The 22,595-nt window shown below is 63.1% G+C and carries 18 protein-coding genes and 1 pseudogene; 4 read left to right on the forward strand and 15 right to left on the reverse strand.

Annotation, left to right across the window (positions count from 1 at the left end; translation table 11 throughout):
- Positions 1–50: 50 nt before the first annotated feature.
- Positions 51–899, forward strand: coding sequence for an IclR family transcriptional regulator (locus BM374_RS10310; RefSeq protein WP_092291501.1), 849 nt, complete (start codon positions 51–53; stop codon positions 897–899).
- Between the two features lie 26 nt (positions 900–925).
- Here BM374_RS10310 and BM374_RS10315 read toward each other — a convergent pair whose 3' ends face one another.
- From BM374_RS10315 to BM374_RS10325, 3 genes are all read right to left on the reverse strand, one after another.
- On the reverse strand, positions 926–1,129 hold the full coding sequence (locus BM374_RS10315; protein ID WP_092291503.1) for a hypothetical protein: 204 nt from the start codon (positions 1,127–1,129) through the stop codon (positions 926–928).
- A gap of 119 nt (positions 1,130–1,248) precedes the next feature.
- Positions 1,249–2,154 (reverse strand): ribonuclease Z, encoded by a 906-nt coding sequence (rnz, locus tag BM374_RS10320; RefSeq protein WP_092291505.1) that lies wholly within the window; start codon positions 2,152–2,154, stop codon positions 1,249–1,251.
- Positions 2,155–2,193: 39 nt separating this feature from the next.
- Positions 2,194–2,796, reverse strand: a complete 603-nt coding sequence (locus BM374_RS10325) for a TetR/AcrR family transcriptional regulator (protein WP_092291507.1) — start codon at positions 2,794–2,796, stop codon at positions 2,194–2,196.
- A gap of 200 nt (positions 2,797–2,996) precedes the next feature.
- On the opposite strand from BM374_RS10325, the gene BM374_RS10330 reads away from it, so the two are divergent.
- Both BM374_RS10330 and BM374_RS10335 read left to right on the forward strand, forming a co-directional pair.
- Entirely contained in the window at positions 2,997–4,229 is a 1,233-nt protein-coding gene (locus tag BM374_RS10330; RefSeq protein WP_092291509.1) for an efflux RND transporter periplasmic adaptor subunit, read from the forward strand.
- 164 nt (positions 4,230–4,393) lie between these two features.
- Complete coding sequence (locus BM374_RS10335) at positions 4,394–7,582, forward strand: efflux RND transporter permease subunit (RefSeq protein WP_092291511.1); 3,189 nt, start codon at positions 4,394–4,396, stop codon at positions 7,580–7,582.
- Here the strand turns inward: BM374_RS10335 and BM374_RS10340 are convergent.
- The 12 genes and pseudogenes from BM374_RS10340 to BM374_RS10395 all read right to left on the reverse strand — a co-directional run bounded on the left by BM374_RS10340 (position 7,579) and on the right by BM374_RS10395 (position 20,770).
- Complete coding sequence (locus BM374_RS10340; RefSeq protein ID WP_092291513.1) at positions 7,579–8,307, reverse strand: sulfite exporter TauE/SafE family protein; 729 nt, start codon at positions 8,305–8,307, stop codon at positions 7,579–7,581. The genes BM374_RS10335 and BM374_RS10340 overlap by 4 nt on opposite strands.
- Before the next feature lie 14 nt (positions 8,308–8,321).
- Positions 8,322–8,696 carry a hypothetical protein gene (locus BM374_RS39355; protein WP_244552569.1) on the reverse strand — a complete coding sequence of 125 codons (375 nt, stop codon included), beginning with the start codon at positions 8,694–8,696 and terminating at the stop codon, positions 8,322–8,324.
- A 620-nt stretch (positions 8,697–9,316) separates the two neighbouring features.
- On the reverse strand, positions 9,317–12,184 hold the full coding sequence (locus BM374_RS10350; protein ID WP_177248204.1) for an autotransporter outer membrane beta-barrel domain-containing protein: 2,868 nt from the start codon (positions 12,182–12,184) through the stop codon (positions 9,317–9,319).
- Between the two features lie 310 nt (positions 12,185–12,494).
- Entirely contained in the window at positions 12,495–12,743 is a 249-nt protein-coding gene (locus BM374_RS10355) for a DUF6894 family protein (RefSeq protein ID WP_092291517.1), read from the reverse strand.
- Positions 12,744–12,872: 129 nt separating this feature from the next.
- Positions 12,873–13,847: an AraC family transcriptional regulator gene (locus BM374_RS10360; RefSeq protein ID WP_092291519.1), complete on the reverse strand. Its 975-nt coding sequence runs from the start codon at positions 13,845–13,847 to the stop codon at positions 12,873–12,875.
- A gap of 227 nt (positions 13,848–14,074) precedes the next feature.
- Positions 14,075–15,226 carry a helix-turn-helix transcriptional regulator gene (locus BM374_RS10365; RefSeq protein ID WP_092291521.1) on the reverse strand — a complete coding sequence of 384 codons (1,152 nt, stop codon included), beginning with the start codon at positions 15,224–15,226 and terminating at the stop codon, positions 14,075–14,077.
- A 336-nt stretch (positions 15,227–15,562) separates the two neighbouring features.
- Positions 15,563–16,009 carry a MaoC family dehydratase gene (locus tag BM374_RS10370; protein ID WP_092291523.1) on the reverse strand — a complete coding sequence of 149 codons (447 nt, stop codon included), beginning with the start codon at positions 16,007–16,009 and terminating at the stop codon, positions 15,563–15,565.
- Between the two features lie 383 nt (positions 16,010–16,392).
- Complete coding sequence (locus BM374_RS10375) at positions 16,393–16,815, reverse strand: hypothetical protein (RefSeq protein WP_092291525.1); 423 nt, start codon at positions 16,813–16,815, stop codon at positions 16,393–16,395.
- A gap of 12 nt (positions 16,816–16,827) precedes the next feature.
- The gene (locus BM374_RS10380; RefSeq protein WP_092291527.1) at positions 16,828–17,049 is read right to left on the reverse strand and encodes a hypothetical protein; all 222 of its coding nucleotides are present in this window, start codon (positions 17,047–17,049) and stop codon (positions 16,828–16,830) included.
- Between the two features lie 111 nt (positions 17,050–17,160).
- On the reverse strand, positions 17,161–17,979 hold the full coding sequence (locus BM374_RS10385; RefSeq protein WP_092291944.1) for a lytic murein transglycosylase: 819 nt from the start codon (positions 17,977–17,979) through the stop codon (positions 17,161–17,163).
- A 118-nt stretch (positions 17,980–18,097) separates the two neighbouring features.
- Positions 18,098–18,904, reverse strand: coding sequence for a shikimate dehydrogenase family protein (locus BM374_RS10390; RefSeq protein ID WP_092291946.1), 807 nt, complete (start codon positions 18,902–18,904; stop codon positions 18,098–18,100).
- A gap of 5 nt (positions 18,905–18,909) precedes the next feature.
- Positions 18,910–20,770, reverse strand: a pseudogene (locus tag BM374_RS10395) (flavin-containing monooxygenase).
- A gap of 188 nt (positions 20,771–20,958) precedes the next feature.
- Between BM374_RS10395 and BM374_RS10400 the strand changes: the two are divergent.
- Positions 20,959–22,584, forward strand: a complete 1,626-nt coding sequence (locus tag BM374_RS10400; RefSeq protein WP_092291529.1) for a long-chain fatty acid--CoA ligase — start codon at positions 20,959–20,961, stop codon at positions 22,582–22,584.
- Positions 22,585–22,595: the final 11 nt, after the last annotated feature.

Below are 22,595 nucleotides of genomic sequence, written 5' to 3' on the forward strand. Positions count from 1 at the left end.
AGGCTGTGGCCCCGTCAAGGGCTGCGGCTGTCATGGCAGGGCATTCAGGCATGGCCAAGATCGAAAAGAAGGCGGCAAAGCGCGCATCCGAAGCGGCCCCGAAAACCGCCGAGAGTAAGAACCCGAAGAACTACGTCGCATCGGTCGGCAAGGCCTTTGCCGTGCTCAAGAGTTTCACTACCGAGGCCTTCGAACTGACCCTGAGTGAAGTTGCCGCACGCGCCGACCTCGATCGCGGCACAGCGTTCCGGCTGATCCAGACCCTGATCGAACTCGGTTATCTCCAGGCCGTGCCGCAGAGTCGCCGGTTCCGTCTCGGTATCGCCTGCCTCGATCTCGGCTACACCGTACTATCTCACGGCTCGTTGCGCGCGATCGTCGAGCCCTTGTTGCGCGACCTCGTGCCCGAGTCCGGCGATGCAGCCTCGCTCGGCATCCTCGACGGCGGGGACGTGATCTATCTCGCGCGCGTCGGCGCCGGCCTCGACCGTCACAAGATGGACCGGCGGCCGGGCACGCGCATCCCCGCCTACAGCGCCGCGCTCGGCCACGCCATGCTGGCGCATCTGGCCCGCGACGAGCAGATCCAGCGGCTGGAGTCACGTCCCCGCGTCAAATTGTCGGAGCGAACGCTGACCGATCTCGATGCCCTGCTCGCCCGGCTGGACCAGGTGAAGAAAAAGGGCCACGCCGTCTCCGACGGCGAGAACGCCTACGGCCTGCGCACGCTGGCGACGCCGATTCTCGACGCCCGGGGATCCGTGATCGCCGGACTGAGCGTCACCGTGGATGCGATGCGCATGGACATGCCGACCTTTCGCGACCAGGCGCTGCCAAGGCTGATGCAGCTGACGCGCAAGGTGCAGGAGCTCGCGATCAAATCGGGCCTGGTGAGCTGAGCGCGCCTTCTGCCGAAGCGCGACTTCTATTCCGGAACGAGCGTCGCAAGTCCGGCTTCGATGATGGTGATTTCCCCATTGATCTGCGCGATGGCCTGCTGCGGGTCGACACCTGTCACGACCACGAGCTGCCGCAACAGGTCCTGCCGATGGGCCAGAATATCTTCCAGCGCCTCGCGATCGTTCAGCTTCACATAGCCTTCGACGATCAATTCAACGGAACGAGACATAATACTCTCAATACAAGCTGACTTCTGATCCTGCGAAAATATCGCGACGACGCGGGGGCTGCGGGAATGAAGTCGTGTCAACCTTGACAGGTAAGATTATTGGCTGTGCAACGCGCTGCCTAAACATCGATGCGATCGAAGTCGGCGGCGATCCTGACGTTCGGGAAGATCTTTGCCGCCTCAGCCAGGATCTCATCCTCCTCGTAGCGGCCCGACAGATGCGTCAGGACGAGCTGCCGGACATGATTCACGGCCGCGAACCGGGCCGCCTCCGCGGCGGTGAGATGGCCGTAGTCACGCGCGGTTGAGGCATCGCGATCCAGGAATGTCGCCTCGATCACCAGTAGATCGGCGTCCGCAGCGTGCTTGGAGAGGCCGTCGATCGTCTCTGTGTCGCCGATCACGACCAGCTTCTTGCCACCGCTCGGCGGACCCAGCACATCCTGCGGATTGATCGTCCGGCGGCCTTCTATGGTGATGGTCCGCCCTGCGGCAAGTTCGCCGCGCATGGGACCGTCAGGCACACCAAGCGCGGACAGGCGATCAGGCAAGAGATGGCGCCGCGCGGGACTCCGGAAAGAGAATCCAAAACTGTCGGTGTCGCGGTGGCGGACCGGAAAACAGTCGATCGTGAAGTCCCCGCTGTCGACGACCTGCCCCTCGGAGAGCGGCGCGAACTGCACTGAGATCGGCGCCCTTCCCGCTCCCCACAGGCCTGCAAGCATGCGGATGACGATGTCGATCGTGCCGGGGCCACCATGGATGGTCATTGCGTCTGAAGTCTGCCGCAGCCCCAGTGTCGAGAACAGGCCAGGGATGCCCAGCACGTGATCGAGGTGCCCATGCGTCAGCAGGATGCGATCAAGCCGCCGAAAACCGGCGCCGCTCCGTAACAGCTGGCGCTGCGTGCCCTCGCCGCAATCGATCAGCATGCGCTGACCTGCGGCCTCCAGCAGCAACGCCGGATGATTGCGCTCTGCGGAGGGGACGCTGGCCGAGGTGCCGAGAAATGTCAGGGCGAACATGGTGTCACTTGTCCAGCGGGCTGGTCCGCCCCGAGCGTCTTACGCCCGCTTCGACTGCGCCGCGACCGCCTGCACCGCGACGCTGGCCACCTGCCGCAACGCTTCACGGTCCGCGCCGGATGATGCCATCACACCCATGCCGACGGCGACCGCCGAGACATAGCGCGCGAGCGCGGCGGGATCGGCGGTCTCCTTGAGATCGCCTTCAGCCTTGGCGCGAACAAATCGGTCGCGGAGCTGGTCTTCGTTCTGGGCCCGGCGCGCCGCGAGCTCGAAGGGGACGTTTTCAGAGCCGGTGCCGCATGCGATGCCGCCCTGCACCAGCAGGCAGCCGGGCGGGTTGGCGGGATCGGTCTGCTTGTCGGCGATGCCCATCAGCATGCGTTCCGCGACCTCGCGGGCGGTCGCCGCGGCTACCACCTCGTCCATCCAGACGCCGCGCAATTTGGTGTAGCGGTCGAGTGCGGCCTTCAGCAGGCCTTCCTTGTTGCCGAAACAGGCATAAAGGCTCGGCGGGTTGATGCCCATGGCCTCCGTGAGCTGGGCAATCGTTGCGCCCTCATAGCCGTGGCGCCAAAACACTTCCATCGCTTGGTCCAACGCCGTTTCGGCATCGAATTCGCGGGGACGTCCCATGCCCATGTGCCTGTCTCCTCGAGAATCGGCGTCGTCCTTATCGTAACGCCTGATCCTATCTGGTTGTTCTATCTTTCTTTTCTCTTCCGTCTTCCAATTGTTGCGGTATGCAGCTACAATTTTCTTAGTGAACGGTACATAAGTATCTTGCGCTGCGGTATCCAGCTCCACATCTGTAGTGAACACTACATATCTGGAGCGCGCAAATGCACCCCTCCCCAGAAACTTCCGCTGCTGGCCGTTTTCGCCGCCTCCTTGGCGGCGTCGCCATCGTTGGCGCCCTGGCCGCGGCCGCGACCGGCCACTACTTCCATGCCGCCCAGGCGACCGCAACCGGCGCGGCAGCCGAGCAAGCCGTCCCCGTCACCGTCGCGCTGATCGAACCAAAGCAGACCGTGCTGTGGGACGATTTCTCCGGCCGGCTCGAGGCCATCCAGCGTGTCGAGCTTCGCCCGCGCGTCGCCGGCGCGATCCTGTCCACCAACTTCACCGAAGGCGCGCTGGTGAAGGCCGGTGACATCCTGTTCAAGATCGATCCCGCTCCCTACGAGGCCGAAGTCGACAAAGCCGCCGCGCAGCTCGAGGCCGCGAAGGCGCGCGTGGTCTTCACCCAGAGTGAGCTCGAGCGCGGCGCACAGCTGGTCGGCAACGCCGTGGTCACCCGCCGCGACTACGACCAGCGCGACAATGCCAATCGCGAAGCCATCGCCAACGTCAAGGCGGCCGAGGCGACGCTCCAGACCGCAAAGCTCAATCTCGACTACACCGAGGTCCGCGCGCCGGTGGACGGCCGCGTCGGCAAGATCGAGGTCACCGTCGGCAATCTCGTCGCCGCCGGCACCGCCTCCCCGGTGCTGACGTCGCTGGTCTCGGTCAACCCGATCTACGCTTCGTTCGACGCAGACGAAGAGGTCGTGCTGCACGCGCTGAACTCGATCGCGGATGCCACCGGCAAACGCAGCAATCTCGACCAGATCCCGGTCGAGATGACGACGTCAGGCGGTCTCTCGGCCAAGGGCCACATCCAGCTCATCGACAATCAGGTCAACGGTCAGAGCGGCACCATTCGCGTCCGCGCCGTTTTCCAGAACGCGGACGGGCGTCTGATCCCCGGCCAGTTTGCGCGTGTGCGCATGGGCCAGCCGAAGCAGCAGACCCTGGTGATGATCGACGAGCGCGCAATCGGCACCGACCAGGACAAGAAGTTCGTGATGGCGGTCGGCGACGACAGCCGCGCAGTCTATCGGCCGATCACCCTCGGCGGCGCGGTCGATGGCTTGCGCATCGTCACTGCTGGGCTCAAGCCCGGCGATCGCATCGTGGTCAATGGCCTCCAGCGCGTGCGTCCCGGTGCCCTCCTCAAGACCGAGGTCGCGGCAATGGGCGCGCGCGGCCAGCAGGCCTCGAACCACAGCGACCAGGACGTGGTGCAACGGTAAAGCCAGTCATTCCGGGGCGCGACGAAGTCGCGAACCCGGAATCCAGCAGTTACGAAACTCCGATCGCATCACCTCTGGATTCCGGGTTCGCGAGCTCTGCTCGCGCCCCGGAATGACGGCGAGGCGGTCCGGAGACACGCGGGATATTGCCCAGGGGCAAAGCCATGAATCTCTCGAAGTTCTTCATTGATCGTCCGATTTTCGCCGGCGTGCTGTCGGTGCTGATTTTCCTCGCCGGCCTGATCTCGCTGTTCGCGATGCCGATCTCGGAATATCCCGACGTCGTGCCGCCGTCGGTCGTGGTGCGCGCGACCTATCCCGGCGCCAATCCCAAGGTGATCGCGGAGACGGTGGCGACCCCCATCGAGGAGCAGATCAACGGCGTCGAGAACATGCTCTACATGTCGAGCCAGGCAACCACCGACGGCGCGATGACGCTGACGGTGACGTTCCGCCTCGGCACCGACCCCGACAAGGCGACGCAGCTGGTGCAGAACCGCGTGCAGCAGGCCGAGCCGCGCCTGCCGGCCGTAGTGCGTCAGCTCGGCATCATCACCAAGAAGTCGTCACCCGACCTGACGATGGTCGTGCATCTGCTGTCGCCGAACAACCGGTACGACATGACGTATTTGCGCAACTACGCAGTGCTCAACGTGAAGGACCGGCTGGCGCGGATCGACGGCGTCGGCGATGTCCAGCTTTACGGCGCCGGAGACTATTCGATGCGGGTCTGGGTCGATCCGCAGAAGGCGGCCGAGCACGGCCTGACCGCGAGCGACATCGTCAAGGCGATCCAGGCGCAGAACGTCGAGGCCGCCGCAGGCGTCGTCGGCTCCTCCCCGAACGTCAAGGGCATCGACCTGCAACTGTCGGTCAATGCCGAAGGGCGTCTCGCCAACGAGGAGCAGTTCGGCGATATTGTGGTCAAGACCGGCACACGCGGCGAAGTCGTGCGGCTGCGCGACGTCGCTCGCATCGAGCTTGGCGCGTCCGAATACGGCCTGCGCTCGCTGCTCGACAACAAGCAGGCGGTCGCGATCCCGATCTTCCAGGCGCCGGGCTCCAACGCGCTCGAGATTTCCGATCACGTCCGCGCCACCATGGCGGAGATCAAGAAGAACATGCTGGAGGGCGTGTCCTACCAGATCGTCTACGATCCCACCCAGTTCGTGCGCTCCTCGATCGAGGCGGTGATCCACACATTGCTGGAGGCGATCGCCCTGGTGGTGCTGGTCGTGATCCTGTTCCTGCAGACCTGGCGCGCCTCGATCATTCCGCTCCTGGCCGTGCCGGTGTCGATCGTCGGTACGTTCGCGGTGATGCACGTGTTCGGCTTCTCCATCAACGCGCTCAGCCTGTTCGGCCTGGTGCTCGCGATCGGTATCGTCGTCGACGACGCCATCGTCGTGGTCGAGAACGTCGAGCGCAACATCGAAGGCGGATTGTCGCCGCGCGACGCCACCTACCAGGCGATGCGCGAAGTGTCCGGCCCCATCATTGCGATCGCGATGGTATTGATCGCGGTGTTCGTGCCGCTCGCCTTCATCTCCGGTCTCACCGGACAGTTCTACAAGCAGTTCGCGCTGACGATCGCGATCTCGACCGTGATCTCGGCCGTGAACTCGCTGACGCTCTCGCCTGCTCTGTCGGCCTTGCTGCTCAAAGGGCATAACGAGCCGAAGGACCGGCTGACAATCGTCATGGAGAAGAGCTTCGGCTGGTTCTTCCGGCGCTTCAACCAGGCCTTCACCTTCTCCTCGAACAGCTACAGCGGCACGGTTACCAAGGTCATCTCGGGCAAGGCTGCCGTGATGGGCCTCTACGTGGTGCTGGTCGGCCTCACCGCCCTCCTGTTCCAGCAGGTGCCTGGTGGATTCGTGCCGGGCCAGGACAAGCAGTACCTGGTCGGCTTCGCCCGCCTGCCCGACGGCGCGACACTCGACCGTACCGAGGAGGTGATCCGCAAGATGAGCGACATCGCGCTGACCCAGCCCGGCGTCGAAAGCTCCGTGGCCTTTCCCGGCCTGTCGATCTCGGGCTTCACCAATTCCTCTAACGCCGGCATCGTGTTCTCGACGTTGAAGCCGTTCGACGAACGCAAGGATCCCTCGCTGAGCGGGAACGCCATCGCGGCCGAGCTGAACAAGAAATATGCAGGCATCCAGGAAGCTTTCATCGCCATGTTCCCACCGCCGCCGGTCAACGGCCTCGGCACCATCGGCGGCTTCAAGCTGCAGATCGAGGACCGCGCCGGTCTCGGTTATGAGGCGCTGAACGAGGCCACCAAGGCGTTCATGGCGGCGATGCAGAAGGCGCCGGAGATCGCGGGCGTGTTCTCCAGCTTCCAGGTCAATGTGCCCCAGTTGTTCGCCGACATCGACCGCACCAAGGCGCTGCAGCTTGGCGTTCCCGTGACCGAAGTGTTCAACACGCTGCAGATCTACCTCGGCTCCTACTACGTCAACGACTTCAACAAGTTCGGCCGCACCTATTCCGTTTATGTCCAGGCCGATGCGCCGTTCCGCGCGCGTGCGGACGACATTAGGCAACTGAAGGTACGCTCGTCATCCGGCGACATGGTGCCGTTGTCGGCGCTGCTCAAGATCCGCCAGAGCGCGGGACCTGAGCGCGCGATTCGTTACAACGGTTTTCTGTCGTCGGACATCAACGCGGCCGCGGCACCCGGCTTCTCGTCTGGCCAGGCGCAGGAAGCGGCGACCCGGATCGCGGCGGAAGTGCTGCCGCCCGGCTTCGCTTTCGAATGGACCGACCTGACTTATCAGGAGTTCATCGCCGGCAATTCCGGCCTGTGGGTGTTTCCGCTGGCAATCCTGCTGGTGTTCCTCGTGCTGGCGGCGCTCTATGAGAGTCTCACCCTGCCGCTGTCGATCATCATGATCGTGCCGATGGGACTGTTGGCTGCGATGTTCGGCGTCTGGCTCTCGAAGGGCGACAACAACGTCTTTACCCAGATCGGCTTGATCGTGCTCGTTGGCCTCTCCGCCAAGAACGCGATCCTGATTGTCGAATTCGCGCGAGAGCTCGAATTCGCAGGCCGCACGCCGATCCGGGCCGCGATCGAGGCGAGCCGCTTGCGGCTTCGTCCGATCCTGATGACGTCCATGGCCTTCATCATGGGCGTGCTGCCGCTGGTGCTCTCCACCGGCGCGGGTTCGGAGATGCGGCGGGCGATGGGCGTTGCGGTGTTCTCCGGCATGATCGGTGTTACCGTGTTCGGCCTGTTCCTGACGCCGGTGTTCTATGTGCTGCTGCGGACCGTCACCGGCATGAAGCCGCTGGTGCATCATGGCAGCGACATCAGCGCGGCACCGGTTCAAGGCGCCGGGCACTAAAGCAGAGAGATCCCCGACACCAACAAGAGAACGAGCACGGTCTTGCGAAAGACCGTCTCGTTCACCCGGCGAAAGGCGATCACGCCGAGCGCGGATCCCGCGAACAACGCCGGCAGGCTGACTGCGAGATCGACCAAGATTTTTGCCGACAGATTCTGATGTCCGACCAGCAAGGCGATCGCAAACAGTTGCATCGCTGCAATGAACGGCTGCACCAGGCCCCGCTGCTCCCTCTTGGGCATGCCGCGCATGTCGCACCAGATCGTCGGGATAGCACCGGGCATCGCGGTCAGGCCGCCGACGAGCCCTCCTCCGAATCCGATCAGTGCGACCCAATGACGGCCGACGGCCTCGCCGGCAGTCACCAGCGTCGGCCGCAGCAGCATGTAGCTGGCGTAGAACGCAACGACGAGACCAAAGCCCCGCCGGAGCAGATGCGTATCGGTGCTCTGCAACAGCGAGACCGCAATGGGGACGCCGACCAACCCGCCTATGATCAGCAGCAGACTTCCTTCCCAGAGGATATTCCGCCGGAGCGCCCACAGATTGGTCGCCTGCACGCCGATGCTGCACGCCATCATCAGCGGCACGGCCTCGAGCGGCTGAAACACGCGCAGCAGGACTGCGCCGGCCACGGCCGAGAACGCGAAGCCGGAGAGCCCCGAGACGAAGGCGCCGGCGAACACGGCGGCGCTGAGCAGCAGCAATGTCGTGATGTCAGGCATAATCCGCCCCCTGCTCAATCATAGGGAATTGGCGATACCGGCGCGGCCGCACTTTCAGCGCAACTCGTCGCCTCGCGCGGAAACGACACCTCCATCGCACGCGCGTGCGACCGCTCCACCATGGCAAGGCCGACCAGTTGAAGGGTGACGAGCGCTGCGGTGAGCGCCATGGCGACAATATCGAGGTTACGCACGCTCGAGGCGGGACGCAGGGCCGCACGCTCGCGCGTAGCAGATTTGTAGGCATTTGCTGACACTTCCTCGTCATTGCGGACAGAAATGAATTCGTTCAAGGGCGATGTTTCGCTCGGCGAGCGCAACAGATGGCGGTAGCGCCGCAATACCCGCCGCGCTTCGATTGCACGCTGTTGGTGCAGCGCTGCGACCATGCGATCGATAACGCCGTGGAACATCTCGGACACGTTACGTGATGCTCTCTTCATGACCACCTTCTCTCAATCTCTAAGCGATGATCGATGGAATTGACTTCCGCACGATGTGAGTTGCTTCACACAGGACACGAGCGCGACGAATAAGAAATCGTGCCTGCTTTCGTAGGAGAGAACGCAACAGGTCGCGTCACCCAAACGAATGACGTGCGATAACAATCCGATGAGATGTTGCGGACGCGGCGCTGATGTTTACGTTTGATTGGCTTGCGTACCGTTGGCCACAAGCTGACCGCAACGAGGCGCACCGCGTCGTCGGCTTCGAGCAGCGCGTAGCCGCTCGCATTGGCATGAACCACATGGCAGCCGGCATCGAGCGTAACCCGGACTTGCTGATCGATGCCTTGAAACCAGCACGCAGGCCTGACCGCCGACGAAATCGCGGTTGCTCACGACGTCATTTCACAGCGAAGGATCGGGCCGGCATCGTAGATCTGATCGACGAGATCGGGCAGCTTCCGGAGCACGGCCTCGTCCTCCGATCGGAAGATGGGCGCCGGCCGGGAGGATGGAGCCCGGCCGGCAGGCATCGCATTCGAGCCGCCAGGGCTGATGCCGGCTCAGAACGCGACGCGGAGGCCCCCTTTTGCGGTGCCGGTGCGGCTCTGGTCGGACATCATCATGCCCTCCACGGCCCCGAACACGGACAGGTTTCGGCTGGTCCGGTAGTCGAGGCCAAAACCTGCGATGGCACCGACCGCACTGCGGCTGCCCGGCGTGACGAAGGACAGGTTCTGGCCGAGCAGCACCGCGTTGATGCCAGCGTCACCCACGCGCTGGAGCGCGATTACGCCGCCATGGATGTTGGCCTTCAGCTCGCCGCTTTCAAAGCGCGTGACCCGGGAAAGATCGACCTCGCCGCGTTCCTCCAGATCCTGGAGCGTGCGGCTGCCGACCGACAAGCCTTGCGCTGAACCGGTCTCGCTATAGCCGTCGAACCGGCCGCCGACGTAACGCACCCGCGCCGTCGGCGTTAACAGATAGCCATTGCCGACGTCGAGCTTGTAGCCATAGGCAAGCTCTGGGCTGATGTACCAGCCGCTGTAATTGGCTGTTGCCGTCTCCATGCCGTCGACCGCGGCGCTGTTGAGCACCAGCCGTCGTGACTTGTTTTCGGCATGACCGCCCTGAAGCGTGAAATCGAAGAACTGCGACACCCATTCGAAGCGGCTGTAGGCACCGGCAAAGACATAGTTCGTGTCGACCGACTGCGAGTTGAGAGCGACCGAGAGACCGCCCTGGCCGCCGCCGAGGAAAGCGCCGACCAGCCAGTTCGGCTGCACCTTTTGGTCAACGCCCATGGCGCCGCCCCAGGCCATCGACGTCGCGCGCAAAGTCGAGGTGGTCTCGTCCTGGATGCGCTGGCTGCCAAAGCTGTTGGCCCAGACGGTGATCGGCGCCGGATCGGTCCAGAGTCTCCGGGCCGCCTTGGTGAAAGGCCCGGCCTCTGCCGCTTCTAGCGCATAGGCCATCGCCATCATGTTGCCGCCAGCTCCAGCCGAGCTACCGCTCAGGCGCGCCAGAACGAGCGAGGACACGCCCCCGGTGAAATCCATCAGCACGCGGTCAGTCTGCGCCAGCGCGGTCGGATCGAGGGTCGCGAGAGTTGTACCCGATATCACTGACGGGCCATTGAAACCGCCGCCAGAGAGATTTGCATTGATGGTGCCGCTGAAGTTCTCGAAGATCGGCAGCGCGACGGTCGTCAGGGAGGACACCCTGCTGCTGGGCGCCACCAAGTTCACGTTGACGACATCATTGCCGGAGCCGAAATCCACGACGCCGTTGATCTTCGAGCCCGCAAGCAAGGTCAGCGTATCGGCCGCACTCGTCAGCTTGATCGCCGTCCCGCTGGTTCCGGTGATGGTTCCGGCATTGACGATGTTCGCGGCGCCCGATGATTTGATTCCGACATTGCCGCTGATGATGCCCGTATTGACCACGCTTGCCGTGGCGTTTGTCGCGATGGCGAACGGGCCGCCGGTGATGGTGCCTGCATTGGCGATCACCGCAGCGCCCTGCGCGAAAACACCTTGGATCGTGCCGGCGATGGTGCCACCCGCCATGTTGGTCAGATTGAGCGCGCCTCCGGTCAGGATGCCGTTTTTCGCGACGATGGAGCCGGAGTTGACGACATCCGCTCGCCCGCTGGAGAAGATGCCATTTGCGCCGGCAGTACCGCGGATGGTGCCGGAGTTCTGCAAGGCCACCGCCGTGACGGCCTGGACCACATTCTCGCCCACCGCACGAAGGGTGCCTGAATTGGTGACATTCGCGGTCAGGGCATCAACGGCGGCGCCGAAGCCCGTCGATTCCACGATGCCGGAATTATTCATCGCGATCAGGTCGGCACTGATGCCGAACTGGCCGGCGGAAATCAGCCCTCCGGATGCGTTTGAGACGGTCGCGCTGTTGCCAGCGAAAACGGCCCGACCGCCATTCGAACCGCCCTTGATCGTGCCGGCATTGGCGATGGCCGCGTCCGTTTTGGCGAACACAGCGGTGGAATTGACGTTCGTACTTTGGATCGTACCGCCGTCATTGTTGACCGTCACGGAACCTGTCGGCGACCGGATCGCATTTGACTCGCCCGAGATCGTGCCGCTGTTGGCCGTCACGTTCACCGTTCCGGCCAGAATCCCGATCCCGCCATCGTTCACTGACTTGATCAGCCCGGCATTGGCGACAGTCGCGATCACTGCGTTGATGGCGGATCCATTGACGTCGACTGCCGATACGATTCCATTGCTGGCGTTCGTGATGGTCGCGGTGTTGGCAAGGACGCCATTGGCGCCGCCTTCTATCCTGCCGGAATTCGAGGACACCACGACCGTATTCGCTGCGATCGCCTGACTTGCCGGCAACAGCCCAAAAATCCCGCCGGCATTGGCGATCGTTACGGTGTCCGTAGAGGAGATGGCGATTGCAGCCCCGGAGATGATGCCCGTATTCGAGGTCACATTGATCGTCGTCGCGTGGATGCCGACGGTGTCCGGACCAACTCCGGCGATTGTGCCGGAATTGCTCACGGTGACGGTCGTTGCCTCGATACCGCTTCCGCCCCCGCCGCCTTCGCTTGCGACCATACCGGCATTGTCGAGAGTAAGGCTTGATGCAAAAATAGCATGGAAGCCCGTGATCGTGGCCTGGCTCAGGTTCGACACGATCAACCCGGTGCCGCCGCGCAGACCGAGCGCACTTGCACCCTCGATGATGCCAGAATTGGTGACGACGTTGCCGTTGCCGCTCAAGATGCCGAAGGCAATCCCATGGACATTGGCGCCGGCCTCGATCCGATAAATGTTGTTGTTGTCGTTGAGGGTGCCATATCCGGTATGGCCACCCTGCTGAGTGTTGACGTCACCGGAGCAAACGATGGTCGCATTGCTGACCGGTGCAGCAGGCGTGCACGCTGCTTCCGCGGACACAGTCATGATCCACGGCGTTATGATGAGTGCAGTTGCGGAGACCCCCAGCATACGGGGGCCGACGGTCATAAGAAGCCTTCGTTTCATTTCATTCCCCAAGCGAAGCCTGCCACGCGACGGGCGTGCAGCCTGTTGCGATCGCCCTCCTTCGATCGGAGGAGGCCGACGCCGCGACCCATGAATCGCTGATCGCCAAGGTAGAAGGAGGCTCATCATCCGACTTGGACGTATGCGACCGGGTTTCGGCTCAAAACGAACCGAGGCCCTTTCAGCCGCTACTGGTGCAGAGTTGCGACACCGCCTGCACGCTTCAGGCGAGGTCCCAACCTGCCTTTTCGATACTCTCAGCCCAGACCGCGGCGCGATAGATCTCCTGTCCGCCAGCGTCCCTGACGCGGATCCAGGCATTGCGGTCGCGCAGATCGTCACGCCACACGAACAGATGCCTGGCCATCTCGTCGGCGACCACGAACGTCGCCTTGGCATGCTCGAAGACCATGCCGCCCGGATCGATCTTCACGACGTTGTCGACCAGCAGATCGAAGAAGAAACGGCGCATTCAATACTCCAACGGACGACGCCGCATGCAACGCATGCCGCGCAGCCAATGACTTCAGGATCAAGCATCCTGTGAAAAATTCCCTGCCCTGAGACCGAACGTCACCCGGCCACATTCGCCGAGACGCGATCACTCCGCCGTGCCGCTCCTGACGTCGCTCGGCGTGGCGCCGTAGGCGCGCCGGAAACATCGATTGAAGTAAGAGAGATCGCCAAAGCCGACGTCATAGGCGATCGAGGAGACCGGACGCTCGACGAATTCCGGCTCCCGCAACATGCGATGGGCGCGCTTCAGTCGTTGCTCGACCAGGAAGGAGGAGAATGTCTTGCCGTCGGCTTCGAACAGGCGTTGGAGATAGCGCGGCGTGACGCCGAGTTCCTGCGCGACACCAACGACTGACAGGTCCGGCCTCCAGCAATTGTTGGCGATCACGAATTTGGCCTTGCGCAGGCGGGCCGCCTTCGCGCCGCGCCGGCCAGCGCTTTCCCTGACGTCGTCGGTTGGACCGAGCACAAGCGCCAGGAGATCGTGCAAATGCCCGGCGCCGAGTTCGCGCAATGCAGGCGTCGCCAGTGCGTGCTCCCGCACCAGCGAGGTGGCGTAGTCGACCAGAACCGCGATCTCGGTCTGCCGATCCCTGATGACGCGCATCACGGCGTCATCGATGTCCATGACGATCGGCGCAAGCACCCGCCGCGGCACGAGTAGCGAAAAGCAGTCTCCTGCCACGAACCGTTCGAAGGTCGTGGCATCCTCGGCGCTGGCCAACACGGCGTCTCCGGGGCCCAGCATCAGGTCTCTTCCTCGGCCCGTGACTCCGACGGCTCCAGAACGATTGAACACCAGCGCAAGACTATCGTCGCCGTCGACGGCCAATTGCCGGGAACGAACGAGCTTGGCGCCGAAGAGCGTGCCAAGCAGCAATTGGGCATCGGGCAGCGAATGCGCAGTCAAGCTTGCCATGATGGACTCGTCATCACGAGTTTCGAGCTCGGCCTTCACTAAGCCGCGGCAATAGAAATCGCGCAGCGCTGCGGCACGCTCACTTTCCGGAATGTCGTTCGAGGAAATCTTGAGAATGGAAACATCATTGTTGCTGCTCACTGCAATCCCTCCAATCGACGAGCAGGCTCGGCCACGCGCTGTTGTTTTCCCCGCACTCGTATCCAGTGCCGCGCATTGTCGTGGTGGCGCGCATTGCCCTTTTCATTCCAGAGACGCCTATACGAAAGTGTCAAATGACAAGCGTCATACGTTTGGAGGACGAATGCCGCCTGGTCTTCACAATGGATTGAGTTGGCACAATCACATCGCGCGCGATGTGAAATGAATCACACGAACTCGTCTGGATCGCTCGGCAGCGCGAACGGCGCAGCAAAGCCTGCTGCGATCGTCACCAAATCGGCCTGTTTGCGAGCGCCGGTCTTCTCGAACAACCGGCCAAGATGCGTCTTCACCGTAGTCTCGGCAATTCCAAGCTTTGCTGCGATATCGGGAACTCCACCGAGCTCGACGATCGCCATCAGAACGCGCAATTCAGACGGTGTCAGCCTGAACGCCGCAGTCATCGCCCCCGTTGCGAGCTGCGGGGCCATCGAGACTTTTTGCAGGAACAGTGCCATCGCTACCCGGTCGCGTTGCAGGTTGCGTGCGTGCGCCATCGGAACGGCGTGAGCGAGATAGTGCTGATCGCCGCTCGAGGTCATGAGCTCGATCTTGCGGCGATCGGTCAGGCTGGCTCCACCGGCGACGAGATCGAAGAGACCACGGAATATTTTGTCTGCTTGGGTGTTACGGGCCACGACGCGATCCCCTACCATCGCGATCAGATCGCCGTCAGCGAGCATTTGGCGGCAGGCTGCGTTGGCATGAACGATCCGCCCCTCCGGGTCGAACAGGCAGATTGCCGTGCTCAGGCGGTCGAGAACTTCGGCGACGTCCGCCATTGTGTGCGAGCGGGCTCTGATCTGGCGGCCCATGACCCGGGAGCGCTGGATGTGCGGCGCAATCAACCGCATGCGTTCGCGCATCGAATCATCGACGGCTCCGCGTGCCCGGCCCCGCATGACCTGCAAGATCGTCGTGCGCGCGTTCGATCGCTCGAGCGCGACGGTCGCGAGGTCGATCGCCCCCTGCGGTTCCACCCATTCTCGATAGAAGCTCGTGGCCACGAAGTCCGAATAGGGCATCACATCGGCGACGCCGATAGTCTGTTCGACGGCGAGATCGAGGTGCCGATCGAGCAACGGATCTAGCTCGACATACCGGTCCCGGTAGAGTTCGCGGAAACGGGAGTCCGTTCCATAATGCTGGTGGATTTCGATCGAGATCCTGGCTGCGTCCCGCGAGAGAATAGTGACGGCCGAGCCGCCGACGAAACCCGCAACCTGCTCAAGGACGGCGTTTCGCCGTGCGGGATCGACTGCTGCATCGTAGATCTCGCCGACGAGCGAGGAGAACCTGTGCGCCTCGAGAATCGTCATCGGGCGAGCAATGCGGTCTGGAAGCTGACAACGAAGACAGGCCAACCATCCGTCGTCGTCGTCGAAAAAACGTCAGGGAAAAATATTGGAATATCGAACATCGTCCTTGCGTAACGTCAACCGCAGGCTGCGGCTTGGACGTTTTCGCCAAAGACTAGGATAAATGCGAACAGCGGGCGTGCTGTGTGCCACGCATCACGCGCCATCTCGCTACTGCCATCGCCTCTTGCTCAAGTCCTGTCTGCAATATCCGAGACGTCGACTGTTTATTTCCGGTTCTCCTCGCAAAATTTTGGTGCGGCGAGCAAAAGGCATATGCGAGCAGCGCGAACCGCCCTAGGCGCGCCGCGGCACGATTGCGATCGGGGTGAAGGTGTAAACCTCCTCGCCATTCTGATTGAACATCGTCCACTTCACCAGCGCGATGCCCTGTGGCTTCGACTTCGACGGCGTGAGGCTCATGACCTCGCCGACCAGGTGCAGCCGGTCATTCGGCCGCACCGGGATGGTCCAGCGCAGCCCGTCGACGCCGGCGCCGATCAGCGGATGCGGGCCGAACGGACGGGTCTGGATCGCGAGGTTCATGGCAATCGCCGCTGTGTGCCAGCCCGAGGCAGCCAGGCCCTTGAACAAGGTTTCCTTGGCAGCCTCGTGGTCCAGATGCATCGGCTGCGGGTCGAACTCGGCGGCAAACCGCTTGATGTCGGCCTCGGTGATTTCGATCTCGGGAGATTTGAAACGCATGCCGACGGTGAGATCCTCGAACCAGGCGACCTGGGCCATGATTTTGCCTCGAAATGGGACGCACCGCCGGGGCGTCGCGCATGGCTAAAAGGGATGGATTGTCACGAGATTAGCGGCTTGGCCGCCCGCAGGCCAGCTTCGGTTCCCCACGAAACTCCTTTCCTATCTCGACGAAACACGCGTGAAACAGAGGCCCGGTTAAATGGTTGTCAAAATCATACAGGGACGTGCGTCATGCAATTCATCCTCGACCTGATCTATGAATATGCCTGCTGCCAACACCTCGTCGCCCATCCGCTAGGGGAGGATGAGCTATGATCGAGCTGGTCTCAGCGCTCCTAGCCCTGTGCAGCATTGGCGTCTTCGCGGCGCACGCGCTCGATGCCTATCGTACGACGCACGACTAACCAGCGCCCGCGACCCTAGAACGGCCGCCGGTAAAAGTGCTCCGAATGGGTGGCCGGCGGAAACCGGTTCGCGAGTGCCAGCGCCCCTTTCTCGTCCGTCTCGAGCGCGATCTTCTGCGCCAGCATGACGTCACCCGGCACGAGGAAGCCTGACGGGACGAAGCACCACCCCATCGTTGCGATCCCGGCCTCATCGATTTCGTGGACATTTGCGGCAGTGCCGTAGTGAATGCGATAGCGCTTGCCGCTGTCGCAACCGATGACGTCAAAATGCCGATGCTGCTCGAATTGAGCGCGCTGCTCTGCCGATAGCCAATCAGACAATAGCCGGCGCCCGCGCGCCTCGGGCGTGTTCTCGCCGAAGAAGCGCCGGTAGAGCTCGCGGAGCGCGTGCAGACGCGCTCGCGCGGGCGCGCGAAACCTGAAGACCGCGATCATCGGCCGTTCAGATCAACCGCCGACCAGGCGGGGATAGAACACCGTTTCCTGCGCGGTCGGGTCGAACGATTTGATTCGCGTGACTTCGCCGGGTCCGGTCCGGTACGCGGCGGTGAAGCCCGCGCCGGTCAATTCCCGAAAGCGCTGTTCGGCCTGCGCCAGCGCTTCGGCATTCTCGGGATCAAACTCGTGGCGTGTATCGCCGGTTTGGTCCATCACGATCTGGGTAGCCATGTTGAGTCTCCTCATGCCCAGCCCTGAACTCGATCAAAGCAAACGTCGTGCCGTCAGTTCCCGAAAGCAACAACTTTCTCGGTACGCGCGGTCACGCCTTGCGGAGCGCCCTCAGCGCGCCGCCGCCGACCCACCGCCCCCGTCGATCTGCCGACCCATCAGGGCGATGGCCTTCTGATAGACGCCTGCCGCATTCCAAGCCCGGATGGCGGCGAAATTCGGCTCACCCGGCTGGTAACCGGCTCCCGCACGCCAGCCATTGGCTTTCAGGAAGTTCGCCGTGGAGCTCAGCGCGTTGGCGGCGACATCGAGATTGCCGGTGCCGTAGGCCAGGATGTTCTTGGGCATGAACTGGGTCTGACCGACCTCGCCATGCATGGAGCCGCGGGTTGCCCCCGACAGCGCGCCGCGGTCGACCAGCTTCAGCGCGGCATAGAGCTGCTCGGTGAAGAATTCGGGACGGCGGCAGTCATAGGCCAGCGTCGCGATCGACGAGAGCATGTTCTGGTTGCCACGCTGGCTGCCGAAACCGGTCTCCATGCCCCAGATTGCGATCAATGGCCCCGGCGGCACGCCGTAGCGCTGCTCGATCGAGGCGAACATCGCCGCCTGAGACTGCTTCAGCGACCGGCCGCGCGCCACGATGGTAGTGGCGCCGCGCTTGGCCAGGAACTGCTCGAGAGAGAGCGAAAAACTGTGCTGGCTGCGATCAGCATTGATGGTGGCACTGGCGTAACTGGTCTGCATCAGCGCCGAGATCGCGGTCTGACCGATGCCCTTGCCCTGCGCCTCCGCGCTGAACTCGCGTTTCCAGGTTTCAAAGCCGCCGGGCCCGTTGCCGCATTGCGCGGCATGGGCGGCGGGCATCAGGGACAACAGGAGCGCGGCCGCGCCGATCATCGCTGTCGCAACGGTCTTGCCCTCAGACATTCTGCGTTCCCTTCTCTTCATCGCGCGACCGGCGCGCGCCGCCATGATCCTACGTCAGCCCCGCGCACTCAAGCCAGTGCAATCAATGCAAGCAATGCGCTTGACATCAATCGAAGGCTTACCGCCCGCCGTCGGTCCCGAGCAGGAAATCCACCATGATGCCCTGGTGCTGCCGGTACATGTCGGTGCCGGTTGCGGTGACGCAACCGAGCTTGCGGGCTTCTGCGATGAAAGGCGGAATTTCAGGCTTGGTGATGACGCAGCCGCAATAGGCCGCCGGCGCCAGCCGCGTGACGTCGACCGGCAGCGGATCGCCGTCCACCATCCCCGCGGGTGTGGCATTGGCGATAAAGTCGAAGCCCGCGGGGTCGATCGTGCCGGCCCGCACAGGCACCTTGCCGAGACCATTGAGGCGGTCAATCAGCGCGGCGCGGCGCTCGGACGCACTGTCGTGAATCGCCAGCTCGCTCACACCAGCCTCGACAAGGGCAAGCGCGATCGCCGAGCCTGCCCCACCGGCGCCAACGAGAAGCGCCCGCCTGCCGCGTGGGTCGATCCCCTTCGCCCGCGCCGCGCCCACGAAGCCGAGACCATCGACCATGTCGCCATGCCACGATCCGTCAGCGCGTCGGCGCATCAAGTTGGCGGTGCGCAGGAAGTGCGCGCGATTTGTCGCGCTGGCACAGGCCTGGTAGCAGGCGAATTTGTGCGGGATGGTCACGACTATCCCGTCGAGGTTCTTCAGCCGCGCCGCCACAGAAAGGAAATTAGGCAGATCGGCGGTCGCAACCTGAACCGGCACGAGGATGCCGTCATGGCCGCGTGCCGCGAACTCTGCGGAAACACCAGCGGGCGAACGCACTTGTGCGATGGGATCGCCGACGATGGCGTAGAGCCGTGTCGCACCGGTAGGTGCCGGAATCATATCGCTCATGCCGAAACCGGGGAACAGACTGCCTTCACCTCGGGCCCATAGGTCAATTCCAAACCATCCAGTCCGCCTTCCTTCCGCCATGTGGCGAGCAATCGCAAGAACGCCATTGGTCCGCGCCAATACTGGCTATTGCGCGCGGCGATCGGATCGAAAACGCCCTCATTGTTGTAGTAACCAGGCGTGCATTCTGCGAGATAGGTTTGGCGACCGACCGCGGCCTTGACGACCTCGTCGACCCAGGCGTTCTCGGCAGCGAGCGTCGGCTCCAATGTCCTGGCGCCGCGCTTGCGCGCCTCCGCGATCACATAGGCGATGTGCTGCGACTGCTCGTCGATGATGTGTGGGAAGTTGGCGCTCTGGCCCGCCTGCAGCCGTCACGATCAAGAAACAGTTCGGAAAGCCGCGGCTGTAGAAGCCGTGCATCGTCTTGACGCCATCGCGCCAGCGGTCGGACAGGCTGATGCCGTCACGGCCATAGACCTCAAACCCCATGCGACGCGCATAGTCGGTTCCGACCTCGAAGCCGCTGGCATAGATCAGGCAGTCGAGCTCGTAGGCTTTGCCGTCGACGATGACCGCATTCTCCGTGATGCGCTCGACGCCCCTGCCCCTGGTGTCGACGAGATGCACGTTGGGCCGATTGAACGTGTCGAGATATTCGTCGTGGAAGCATGGCCGCTTGCAGAACGCCTTGTACCAGGGCTTCAGTGCCGCGGCTGTCGCTTCATGCTTGACCACGGCGTCGACCCGGGCGCGGATCTCCTCCATCTTGCGATAGTCGGCTTGCTCGATCACCTTCAGTGCCTCGTCCATCGACGTCACCGGCTGGGGCTGACGGCGCGGCGCCAATAGGATTTCGCCCAGCAGGCCGGTCCAGCCATCCTGCACCAGATCCTGCTCGAACGGCTCGCCCGAAATCACCGCGGTGAAATTGTCCATCCGCTCGCGTTGCCAACCGGGCTTTAGGCTTTCCGCCCAGGCATAGTCCGTCGGCCGGTCGTCGCGCACGCCGATCGCCGACGGGGTACGCTGAAACACGTAGAGCTCTTTCGCTGACCGGCCGAGGTGCGGCACGCATTGCACGGCGGTGGCGCCCGTGCCGATGATACCGACGCGCTTGTCGGCAAGGCCATCAAGACCGCCCTCGGCACTGCCGCCGGTGTAGGCGTAGTCCCAGCGGCTGGTATGGAAGCTGTAACCCTTGAACGTCTCGATGCCGGGAATGCCCGGCAGCTTCGGCCGGCTGAGCGGTCCTCCAGCGAGGATCACGAAGCGCGCGCGGATGCGATCTCCCCGATCGGTTTCGACCAGCCAGCGGCCCTCCTGCTCCTGCCAGGTCATGCGCGAGATGACGGTCTGAAACATCGCGCGTTCGTACAGGCCGAAATGACGGCCGATCCGGCGCGAGTGCTCGTAGATCTCCGGCGCTCGGGCATATTTGCGCACCGGCATGTAGCCGGTCTCTTCCAGCAGCGGCAAATAGATGTAGCTCTCGGTATCGCAGGCAGCGCCCGGATAGCGATTCCAATACCAGGTGCCGCCGAAATCGGCGGCCTTTTCCACGATGCGAAACTCGGTGATGCCGGCCGCGCGCAGACGCGCGCCGCACAGCAGGCCGCCGAAACCGCCGCCGACGATGACGACCTCGGTCTCTTCACTGACGGCCGCACGTGCAAATCCGGCATCGGCCCAGGGATCGTCGAGATAGCGGGCAAAGCCGCCTGACACCTCGACATACTGCGCCTTGCCTTCCGCGCGTAACCGCAGGTCGCGCTCTTCGCGATAGCGCGCACGCAAGGTGTCGATATCGATGCTACGCGCGCCGGCTGCACCGGTCTTGTGTCTTTCCGCTGACATCGGTCTCCTCCACGACCTCCCGCAGTTTCTTCGGCGGCCTGCGCCAGTTAGCCCTGAAAAAGCGGCGCACGCAATCGTGTCGGCTTCTTTTTGCGTGGACGTCGCGCGGCGTTCCGCTACCTTGCACGCAAGCACGAATACGACATGCAACGACATGATTTAAGGGCGAACAGCTTTCGGAGGGGACGATGCAGGGATTGATGATGGATGTGCCGCTCTTGATCAGCGGCTTGATCCAGTATGCGGCCGATTATCACGGCGAAGCGGAGATCGTCGCACGTGAGATCGAAGGCGACATTCATCGCACCACCTATGCCGAGGCGCATCGGCGCATCAAGCGCATGGCGCTGGCGCTCAAGCGGCTCGGCATGACCGAAGGGGACCGCGTCGGCACGCTGGCCTGGAATACGCATCGCCATTTCGAGATGTTCTATGCAGCGCCGGGCATGGGCTATGTGCTGCACACCGTCAATCCGCGGCTATTCCCCGAACAACTCGTCTACATCATCAACCACGCCGAAGACCGCATCCTCTTCGTCGACCGTGCCACGCTGCCGATCGTCGAAGCGATCGCGCCGCAGCTGACGACGGTCGAGGCGTATGTGATCATGTCATCGCGCGAACGCATGCCAGAAACGAAGCTTGCCAACGCGCTTTGCTACGAGGAGCTCCTGGAGAAGGAAAGCGACGCCGGTTTCGCCTGGCCAGAGTTCGACGAAAGATCAGCCTCGACCATCTGCTACACCTCGGGCACGACCGGCAACCCGAAGGGCGTGATCTACTCGCACCGCGCCGCAATCCTCCAAACCATGGTATCCTGCAGCGCCGACTTCATTCCCGGGCATCTCGAGGGGGTGCGTGAGGTGATGATGCCGATGGCACCGCTGTTTCACGGCAATGGCTGGAACATGCCGTTTACCGCGCCCTATACCGGCTCCAAGCTGGTGCTGCCCGGCCGCAATTACGAACCGGACAAGCTCTACGAACTGCTGGAGGGCGAGAAGGTGACGGTGTCAGCCGGCGTACCGAGCTTCTGGTTGATCCTGCTCGACTGGCTCGGCCGCACGGGCAACAAATTTTCAAAACTGCGTGCAACGCTCTCGTCAGGTTCGGCACCGCCGCGCGCGATGATCGAGAGGCTCAAGCGCGACTATGGCGTCGATTACATTCAGGCCTGGGGCATGACGGAAGCGCTGGTCTGCTCGATGCCGGGATTGCGGCCGGGTTCGGAGCATCTCAGCGAAACCGAGATCTTCAACCGGCGCCAGGTCTCGGGCCGCGCCTGCTTCGGCACGACCTTGCGCATCGTCGACGATGGCGACAACGAGCTATCACGCGACGGCAAGACCGTCGGTCACTTGCGGGCCCGCGGCCCCTGGGTCTCCTCCGGCTACATGAAGCTGGAGGAAGGCCTCGATCGCAACGGTTGGCTGATTACCGGCGACATGGCCGTGATCGACCAGCACGGCCACGTCACGCTCACCGACCGCTCCAAGGACGTGATCAAGTCGGGCGGCGAATGGATCTCCTCGATCCAGCTTGAAGACATCGCGCTGTCCCATCCCGACGTGCTGCAGGCCGCCGTGGTCGCGATCGCGCACGAAAAGTGGCAGGAACGCCCTCTCCTTCTCGTTGTTCGCAAGAAAGGCGCGACTGTCGACGGCAAGGCCCTGCTCGACCATATGCGCCCGAAGATCGCGAGCTGGTGGATGCCGGATGCGGTCGAATTCCTCGACGAATTCCCGATGACCGGCACCGGCAAGGTGCTCAAATCGGCCCTACGCGAGCAGTTCAGGGAATATCGCGCCGGATAGGTTGCCCCCTC

Source organism: Bradyrhizobium sp. Ghvi (genome assembly GCF_900115265.1).
In the GTDB taxonomy this organism is placed as follows: Bacteria; Pseudomonadota; Alphaproteobacteria; order Rhizobiales; family Xanthobacteraceae; genus Bradyrhizobium.